Here is an 8198-nt window from a genome sequence, read left to right as displayed (position 1 = left end):
CAGGGTGTGCATCTGGATCTGGTCAGTGCACCGGAACAGCTGACACCGGCGCTTGATCGTATCGGGCCTTATAAAGTGTTGTCGGTCGGCGTTATTGATGGGCGCAATATCTGGCGTTCCGATTTAAATGCGATCCGTGAATCTTTGCTGGAAGCCAGGCAGCAACTGGGCGAGCGTTTATGGCTGGGCACTTCCTGTTCATTGTTGCATGTGCCCTATGACGCCGCCGGTGAACATCAGCTGCCGGATGGCGTTGGCCAGTGGCTGGCGTTTGCTCAGCAAAAACTGGAAGAGGGCGTATTGCTGCGCAATGCATTAAATAACAGTGATGTGCTCAGTTCTGCCGCCTGGCAGGCACAGGCCGATGCCATTCAGGCGCGCCGTACCTCAACCGCGGTGCATAAAGCCGCGGTAAAACAACGGGCCGCCGATGCTGCAGCGTTCGAGTGGCAGCGCGATTTACCTTTTAACGAGCGCGCGGCATTACAGCAGGAATTACTGCAATTACCGCTGTTCCCGACCACCACTATTGGTTCTTTTCCGCAGACCAGTGGAATCCGCCAGTTACGTCGTCGTTTTAAACAGGGCGAGCTGACGCTGGCAGAATATGAAGATGGTTTAAAAGCCGAAATAGTCCATGCCATCCGGGTGCAGGAACAGATTGGTCTGGATGTTCTGGTGCACGGCGAAGCCGAACGTAACGACATGGTGGAATATTTCGGCGAACAGCTGGAGGGCATTGCAGTATCAGCCAACGGCTGGGTGCAGAGTTATGGTTCGCGTTGCGTTAAACCGCCGATTATTTATGGCGATATTGAACGTCCGCAGCCAATGACCGTGCGCTGGAGTGAATTTGCCCAGAGCCAGACCGATAAGCGCATGAAAGGCATGCTCACCGGTCCGGTCACTATTTTAAAATGGGCATTTGTGCGCGATGACCAGCCCTGGTCAGCTACGGCGTATCAGCTGGCGGCGGTGCTGCGTGACGAAGTGCAGGATCTGGAACGTGCCGGTATCCGTATTATTCAGGTGGATGAACCGGCGCTGCGTGAAGGTCTGCCATTGCGTAAAGCAGCGCATAAACAATACCTGCAATGGGCGGTGAACAGTTTCCGTTTCAGTGTGACCGGTGTGGCTGCAGCCACCCAGATTCATACCCATATGTGTTATGCCGACTTTGACGATATTCTGCCGGCTATTCAGGGCATGGACGCCGATGTTATTACGCTGGAAACCGCGCGCTCGGCCAGTAAATTACTCGCAACCCTTAAAAGCTCGCCGTACAACAATGGCATTGGCCCGGGGGTTTACGATATTCACAGTCCGAATATTCCGGCCACTGACGCGATGCTGACTATTCTGCGTGACTCGCTTGCTGTTGTTGCTGCAGAAAATCTCTGGGTGAACCCGGACTGCGGCCTGAAAACCCGCCGCTGGGAAGAAGTGATTCCGGCGCTGGAAGCCATGGTGGCTGTTGCCGTGCAATTGCGCACTGAGGTTAAGGTGGCCGAGCAGGTCTGAATAAACAGGCTGGCCTGAGCCGGTTAAAGGCCAAAAAAATCAGACGCTTTGGGCAGAGGTGGTGAACGCTACCTCTGCCCTTTTTTTTGCGCGTTACTGCGGGTAATGATTAACCGCAAAACTGAACACCACCTTCACCATAAAAAATACGCAGCACAGCAGAAACCAGGCCGGTATTGGCAGGGCAATCAGCACTAACAGACCGATACACATTAAAAAGGCCCCAAAAAAGGTCTGCAGTTTATGTCCCTGCAGCTGGTTAATAATCAGAGCGGCTGCGATGGTGTATATCCAGGTGAGTAATGCGTATTCAAATGGCGCCCCCAGAAGCCAGGCGATGGCCAGTATGTGCACATGAATCAGAATAAAAATCAGCCGGCCCTTTGGGCGCCCGGCGTAAAAACGGTTAGTGCCGTGGGTAAAGTTAGCGACACAACCGGCGAAAACATCGGCCACCAGAAGCATTCCAGGCACGGTCATCCAGGTAACTCCGGGATGTGTTGGCTGGTACAGGCCAAAATACATGACAGCACTGCCGGCCAGTGCAAACATCAGCGTGGCCACTATTTCGGCGGCTGATTGCTGTTCACCAAATACTTCGTGCAATCCCTGCGGCATCTTTATTATTTTCATTATGTATTCCCTGAGCGGAGTCTGGTCAGTCGCTATCACTGTGTGCTTTTTGTCGAGGCCTGAAATTAGCCGGATTTCCGGGCTGGCTCAATGATTACCCTGAGGAACAGAGTAATCCGCGGGAAAAGCAAATCGGCAGACATCTTCAGCAGGAGTGCTTAGCAGAGGATTGGGCGGAGGACAGGGCGGGATTTGTAGCGGGAAATATTCGGGAAGGAGAGGGGGCGGAGCCTGTTTATCACAATAAACAGGCCCGCAAGGGAATCAGCTGCGCTTACGCTGCTGTTCTTTTAAGGCCAGTTTTTCCTGGCGGCGCTTTTCAATAACGGAGGCCAGATCATTGCCGAGGTGCTCTTCGCCACGTTGTTTGGCTAATTGCATCTGCAGTTCACGCTGACGGAAACGTTCGCGCTGAGCGTCGTCGAATTCGTCATGGCAGTGGTGGCAGCTGACACCGGGCACATAATGCTCGTGTTCTTTGTCGGCTTCGGTAATTGGTCGGCGACAGGCGTGACACTGGTCGTAGTCGCCTTTTTCCAGCTGATGATTCACCGTGACGCGGTTATCGAATACAAAGCATTCGCCTTCCCACAGGGATTCTTCCTGCGGAATTTCTTCCAGATATTTCAGGATACCGCCTTCGAGGTGATACACCTCTTCAAAACCCTGCTCTTTTAAATAAGCGGTGGATTTTTCACAGCGGATGCCGCCGGTGCAGAACATCGCAACCTTTTTGTTTTTTGCCGGGTCGAGATTTTCTTTCACGTATTGCGGAAATTCGCGGAAGGTTTTGGTGCGTGGATCGAGGGCGCCCTTAAAGGTACCGATTTCCACTTCGTAGTCGTTACGGGTATCGACCAGCACCACGTCGGGATCAGAAATCAGGGCATTCCAGTCGGCTGGTTTTACGTAAGTGCCCACCACGCGTTTCGGGTCGATGCCTTCCACACCCAGGGTTACGATTTCTTTTTTCAGTTTTACCTTAGTGCGGTAAAACGGCATGTCATCGTCGTAGGATTCTTTATGATCGATGTCTTTCAGGCGTTCATCACGACGCAGGTAATCGAGCAGGGCGTCGATGCCTTCACGCGAACCGGCCACGGTACCGTTAATGCCTTCGGCGGCCAGTAACAGGGTGCCTTTTACATCCAGACGCAGCATTTCATCCAGCAGTGGCTGGCGCAGGTCTTCGAAGTTATCCAGGGTAACGAATTTATACATCGCACAAACGACGTAAGGGCTTGTAGCAGGAGTGTTCATAATGTCCTCGGCTGGCCGGAACGTAAATCCGGTGCAGGGGTGAAAAATACGGTCAAATATCAAAGCCTGTTGCCGTGAGTGGCAATAAGCGGGCGGCATTATACCGGAATCGTACGGCCTGCCCAGTACGGCGGACTTTGCCCCGGCTGTCTGATGGCGCGTTGCTGTCAAACCGTCATTGAGCGGTCATTAAGCCAGCCATTAAGGCAGGCTTAGGAATATTGGTTGAAATTAATCGCAGCCAATAGCGGCCATCGCGTTGGCACGCTAAGTTCGGCAAGAGTTTTTCGTACCGGCAAAGGAGTGACCTGTGCGATTGATTAGCCTGCGATATTACCGTTCGGCCTGTCTTGGCTGCCTGTTTGTACTGCTGAGTGTCAGTGTTCTTGCGACCACTGTCAGCTCTTCTGTTGCCGGACATGAGGACGCCGTAACTATTGAATTGTCCTGGCAGGGCAGTACCGCTTCCGAGTTGTGGCTGATGGCACCTTCCGGTGAAATCATCCGCCCAACGCATCCCTTTGGAGAAACCCTTCCTGTCTGGCTGGAGCAGACCGACGCCAGTGAGCACTCCGCGGTACGTCAGCGGTTGCATATTGACCATCAGCTGGCGCCGGGTGATTACCGTATTGCGCTGCAGCTTGTTGCCGAAGCGGCAGAGGAGGCTGTTGATGCTGCCGGTGTCCGTTTTCAGCTGACGATGCGCCAGTACGGCCGGGTTATACGCCAGCTGAACGGGCGGTTGCGCAACAATTCTGAAAGGCAGAATTCACCAGAGGTTATCTGGCGTCTGAATGCGGCCGAGCACTGGAACAGTAACCTGCCGCTGGCACTCCTGCGCGAGCAGTTTCAGGGCGTCTGGCAGCTACAGAGTGCTGAACAGACCTGGGTTTATATAAGGCTTCAGGGCCAGAGCATGGAGCTTCAGGTTTATGAAGACGGCGAATGTCAGTGGCTGGCGTTGCAGGATGCCATTGCCCTGCCGGGCGGTTTACGCTGGCAGCAGGAGCAGTTGTGGCTGCATACCGCGTTTTTCAGTGATCTGTTGTATGGGGCAGTGGGTGAGGATGAATTTTTACCCATGCAGCAGGCTTCCTGGCCGGAAGGTGAGTGTGAGGGGATGTCGTTTTAAACAATACTGCTGTGCAGAGTATTGGCGGAATAATCACCTGGCTCCCACGCTCTGCGTGGTAGCCCTTGCTGGCACAGTTGCATTCCCACGCAGAGCGTAGGAACGAGAAACTGCTGTGCAGAGTATTGGCGGAATAATAATGGGCAATAAAAAACACCGGCGTAGCGGTGTTTTTTATTGTTTTATGTTCAGTCGTTCTCAGCTGATTTTACCAGTCACCCGCACCCGCTTACTGCCGGCTTCAACCGGTGCTTTCTGTGCTTCGGCTTTTTCTTTCAGCTTATCGTCGATGATGTTTTTCAGCGCAATTAACAGCCCCATCGCCATAAAGGCACCGGGTGGCAGAATGGCGAATAAAAAGTCGGGGTAGTCTTTTACCAGTTCAATTTTCCAGCTGGCGGCGGCCGGGCCGAACAGTAACTGCATATCGGAGAGAATCACGCCCTGGCCGAGAATTTCACGCATCGCGCCGAGAATAATCAGCACGATGGTAAAGCCCAGCGCCATGGTAAAACCGTCAACCACCGATGGAATAATCGGGTTTTTACAGGCAAAGGCATCGGCACGGCCAAGAATCGCGCAGTTGGTAACGATCAGCGGAATAAAGATACCCAGCACTTCGTACAGCTCGTAAGTGAATGCCTGCATCACGAGCTCAGTGACCGTGGTAAAGGAGGCGATAATCATCACAAAGGCAGGCAGGCGCACGGCATCGGGTACGTGGTTGCGGATTAAGGACACGGAAAAATTCGAGCCTACCAGCACCATCATGGTCGCCAGACCCAGACCAAGGGCGTTCACCACTGAGCCGGTTACCGCCAGCAACGGGCACAGGCCCAAAAGCTGCACCAGAGCGGGGTTGTTATGCCATAAGCCGTCGAGGCTGATGTCGCGCAGGGATTTCGTTGCCATCATTATTCTCCGCTGCCTGAATGCTGGGGTTCGGTCAGGCGTTGTCCCAGCAGTTCGTTTTTATGTAATTCAAAAAATTTCAGCGCCAGTTTTACCGCTTTAACAACCGCTCTCGGGGTAATGGTTGCGCCGGTAAACTGGTCAAAATCGCCACCGTCTTTTTTTACGGCCCAGCGTTCTGCTTTCGGGTTATTCAGGCTTTTATCGTTAAAGCCCAGTACCCAGTCGGATTTTTTACGGTCGATTTTATCGCCCAGCCCCGGTGTTTCTTTGTGCTCAATAATCCGTACGCCGGCAATGCTGCCGTCGGCATGCACGCCAACCAGTACCGCAATCTGGGTGGTGTAACCATCCGGAGCAACCACCGGCAGAATCACGGTGTTAACCCGGCCATTGGTGCGCGCCAGATGAATCTGGGCATCGTCCGGTAAGGGGCCAAGCAACTGCTGGTTAAAGCGTTTATCGACGGCGATCACATCGGTCAGCAGGTCGTTGTCGTAGCTGCCGGCCGGCACGATTTCATTCAGCGCTTTGGCCTGAGCCATACGGATATTGTGCTCAATGCGCTCTTTGGTGCCGACCTGAGCCACCGCGATGGCACCGGCGGTGACCATGGCAAACAGGCCGAGACCAATGGCATTGCGACGGATAGATTGCAGTAAATCGTTCATGGCCGCTCCTCAGCGTTGTTTTGGCGGCAGGCCGCGTTTGGCTTTGGCGTGACCATAGGTCCGCGGCTGGGTGTAGGCATCAATAAAGGGGGCAGCAAAGTTCATCAGCAGCACGGCAAAGGCCACGGCATCCGGGTAAGCCCCCCAGGTGCGGATTACGTACAGCAGAATACCGATACCGGCACCGTAAATCAGTTTGCCGCGTGGCGTGGTGGAAGCCGACACCGGGTCGGTGGCAATAAAGAAGGCACCGAGCATGGTGGCACCACTGAGCAGATGCAGCGACAGCGGAGTGTACATATCTTCATCCCAGCCCAGCATCAGCGAGCACAGACTGAGCGATACCAGCATCGCCAGCGGAATATGCCAGCTGATAATGCGGCGCCAGATCAGCACCAGACCACCGGCGAGAAACGCCAGGTTGACCCATTCCCAGCCGCCGTTCAGCCAGCCGTTAAAGGTGGCTTCGGCCAGTACGCTGTCGGCGGTGCCTTTGGCAATCAGATGTTTGTAAGCATCCAGCGGCGTGGCGCCACTGAAACCATCGGCCAGGCTGGCGGAACCGGCAAAAATCACCTGCAGGGTATCGGCAAAGCCCAGAGTCGCCTGACCGGACATCTGCGTTGAAAGCGCCCAGCTGGTGGTCATCTGTACCGGGAACGACACCAGCACCAGCGCATAACCAACCATCGCCGGGTTAAACGGATTGTTGCCCATACCGCCGTACAGCTGCTTGGCAAAGACGATGGCAAAAGCGGTGGCAACCAGCGTAATCCAGAAGGGGGCAAAAGGCGGCAGGGCCAGACCAATCAGCACACCGGTTAACAGCGCGGTGTTGTCTTTCAGGAAGAACGCCAGCGGACGCTTACGGATACTGAGAATGGCCGCTTCGCTCGCAACCGCGGTGACACTGGCGAGCAGCACATTAATAAAGGTGCCCCAGCCAAACAGGGCGGTAATCACCGCCAGACCCGGCAGGGTGGCAAGAATCACCGTCGCCATCACCTTACTGGTGCTGTTCGGGCCGTGGGTGTGGGGTGAAGATAAGGTCAGCAAACCCATGGTCAGGACGCCTCGTTCGATGTTGTGCCGGCCGGCGCAAGGGCGGCCAGCTCCTGTTGCAGTTGCAATAGTTTATCCTGCTGTTTCTGTACGCCGAGGGTCAGGGCATCTACGGTGTCCAGCCCTTCGGCTTTGGCCATATCCAGACGCTCCTGCATTTTTGCCACCCGGTCTTGCTGGGCAAGGATCTTCTTGTTCAGCGCTTCGATATTGGCGGCCTGATCGGCGGCGCTATTGTCAGCAGTCTGAGCGCCTGTTGCCTGAGGCGCAGTGCTGCCACCGACAGTCGCACCGGCCGCAGCGCCATCGGCGACAGACGCATCGTAAGCCGCTTTGGCTTCATTCACCCGTTCCTGCTGCTTATCAACACCGGTCTGCAGCGCGTCAACGGTATCCAGCCCCTGTTCTTTGGCTTCGGCCAGACGCTTGAGTGCGGTATCCAGCCGTGCCTGAGCGGTTTCCCATTTACGCTTTAAGCGCTCCGGCGAATTCGGGTCACCTTTGTCGGTGTCGGTCGTTGCAGCAGAGGCTGCTACCGGTGCGGCTTTGGCGGCTTTTTTCACGGCCGCAAGCTGTTTGGCCAGGTCTTTGATTTTGTCCTGAGTCTTGTTCAGCGCGCTTTCAAATAACGGCACTTTGTCGGCCATGCTTTCATCGGCACGGGCGGCTTCGAGTTTTTCTTTGGTTTTCGCCAGTGCGCTTTGCGCGGCATCGAACTGCTTCTGCAGTTTTTCCAGTTCGGCGTTGCCGTCAGCTGCAGGCGCATTGCTTGTCGCGGCTGCACTGTCTGCGGCGACGGCAGGCTTGGCCGCCTGAGCTTTGGCCGCCGCTTCGGCACGGGCTTTACGCTTGGCTTCTTTTTCGGCGACTTCGCGTTCCTGACGGGCCAGACGCTCTTCAAAGCGCTGGCGCGCGCGTTCGGCCTTGGCCTGGGCTGCGCGTTCTTCGCGGATGGCGCCTTTGGCGTAACGGTAATACTGCACCAGCGGAATATGGCTCGGGCACAC

At 55.1% G+C, this 8198-nt stretch carries 7 protein-coding genes and 1 pseudogene; 2 read left to right on the top strand and 6 right to left on the bottom strand.

The features are described from left to right. Positions 1–1521 (top strand): 5-methyltetrahydropteroyltriglutamate--homocysteine S-methyltransferase (gene metE / locus B3P58_RS03075; RefSeq protein WP_286716032.1); only part of this gene is annotated, 1521 nt, incomplete at its 5' end. A gap of 93 nt (positions 1522–1614) precedes the next feature. On the opposite strand, the gene B3P58_RS03070 is transcribed toward metE, so the two are convergent. Next, positions 1615–2154 carry a hypothetical protein gene (locus B3P58_RS03070; RefSeq protein WP_286716031.1) on the bottom strand — a complete coding sequence of 180 codons (540 nt, stop codon included), beginning with the start codon at positions 2152–2154 and terminating at the stop codon, positions 1615–1617. Positions 2155–2418: 264 nt separating this feature from the next. Then, positions 2419–3414, bottom strand: a complete 996-nt coding sequence (locus B3P58_RS03065; protein ID WP_286716030.1) for a rhodanese-related sulfurtransferase — start codon at positions 3412–3414, stop codon at positions 2419–2421. A gap of 310 nt (positions 3415–3724) precedes the next feature. On the opposite strand from B3P58_RS03065, the gene B3P58_RS03060 reads away from it, so the two are divergent. After that, positions 3725–4546 (top strand): hypothetical protein, encoded by an 822-nt coding sequence (locus B3P58_RS03060; RefSeq protein ID WP_286716029.1) that lies wholly within the window; start codon positions 3725–3727, stop codon positions 4544–4546. 198 nt (positions 4547–4744) lie between these two features. On the opposite strand, the gene B3P58_RS03055 is transcribed toward B3P58_RS03060, so the two are convergent. The 4 genes and pseudogenes from B3P58_RS03055 to B3P58_RS03040 form a co-directional block, all read right to left on the bottom strand. Beyond that, complete coding sequence (locus tag B3P58_RS03055) at positions 4745–5458, bottom strand: electron transport complex subunit E (RefSeq protein ID WP_286716027.1); 714 nt, start codon at positions 5456–5458, stop codon at positions 4745–4747. Between the two features lie 2 nt (positions 5459–5460). Further along, on the bottom strand, positions 5461–6129 hold the full coding sequence (gene rsxG / locus B3P58_RS03050; RefSeq protein ID WP_286716025.1) for an electron transport complex subunit RsxG: 669 nt from the start codon (positions 6127–6129) through the stop codon (positions 5461–5463). A gap of 9 nt (positions 6130–6138) precedes the next feature. After that, positions 6139–7191: an electron transport complex subunit RsxD gene (gene rsxD / locus B3P58_RS03045; protein WP_286716024.1), complete on the bottom strand. Its 1053-nt coding sequence runs from the start codon at positions 7189–7191 to the stop codon at positions 6139–6141. A 2-nt stretch (positions 7192–7193) separates the two neighbouring features. Continuing rightward, positions 7194–8198 (bottom strand): annotated as a pseudogene (locus B3P58_RS03040) (hypothetical protein); the annotation flags it as partial.

This window comes from Thalassolituus sp. UBA2009 (assembly GCF_002335285.1).
Lineage (GTDB): Bacteria > Pseudomonadota > Gammaproteobacteria > Pseudomonadales > Oceanobacteraceae > Venatoribacter > Venatoribacter alkanivorans.
The sequence above is the reverse complement of the archived record's forward strand: the minus strand, read 5'-3'. Positions and strand labels throughout refer to the sequence as shown.